Source organism: Pseudomonas putida, assembly GCF_028682635.1.
Taxonomy (GTDB): domain Bacteria; phylum Pseudomonadota; class Gammaproteobacteria; order Pseudomonadales; family Pseudomonadaceae; genus Aquipseudomonas; species Aquipseudomonas putida_AE.
In genome coordinates, this window is the sequence record NZ_JANHLK010000077.1 from 1 (window position 1) to 807 (window position 807).

Sequence of the window (807 nt, forward strand, 5' to 3'; positions counted from 1 at the left end):
TTGATCTTCTATTCAGCCCGATCAATCCGATCCAGCGCCCGACTCACCGCCAGCTCGCCGAGCACCGCTTCAACCTTGGCCGGGCTACTAAACCCGATCACTGACCATCAGTGACACGAATCAAGTTACCGAGCAGCCCCAAGGCGCACAAGCCGGTGGATTCTGGCGTAATCGTAGGAGACGACGCACGGCGCTGTGGCTTTCGGGAAGTAACCTGATGGGCTTTTAAACACTCTGCAAACTGCTCGAAAAAAACGCTGCCAATATAGGCGGAACAACCCTCGCTCCAAACGCTTGAATGCCGTGGGATTACCGCCGCGTCCCTCCCTTCGTCAACCCCGCAAAAAATCCTACAGATCCGGCACGCAGCCATTTCGGACGCATCCTACGCGTGCATCGGAAGCATCCGATCCCAACCTTTATCAGATTCCTGAAAGCTCTCGTGTGCTTGAACGAGGGTGGAAAACCAAGCCTCCCCGTATGCCGATCCAGCCCAGGGAGGACTGATTTTGTCCAACACACCGCGCATTTTCTTTGACCACACTCGCCACAAGTTCACCATCTACCGATTCGACGCTGTCTTCGACGTCCTGGCCTTCGAAGGCCAGGAGCACCTCAGCCAGCCCTTCACCTATCGCATCGAATTCACCTGCACCAATCAGGACCTCAGCGCCGAGCAGATGCTCAACAAGGACGCCCGTTTCAGCCTGTACCCCTCGCCGCCAAAGCCACCTTACCCAGGCTTTCCAGCGCCCGAGTACAAGCCGTTGCGCAGCCTGTATGGCATGGTCAACAACTTCCAGCGTT

Annotated in this window: 1 pseudogene; it reads left to right on the forward strand. The window is 56.6% G+C overall.

What is annotated here, in order from left to right:
* Positions 1–509: 509 nt before the first annotated feature.
* A pseudogene (locus NPS56_RS30925) lies at positions 510–807 on the forward strand (type VI secretion system tip protein VgrG); the annotation flags it as partial.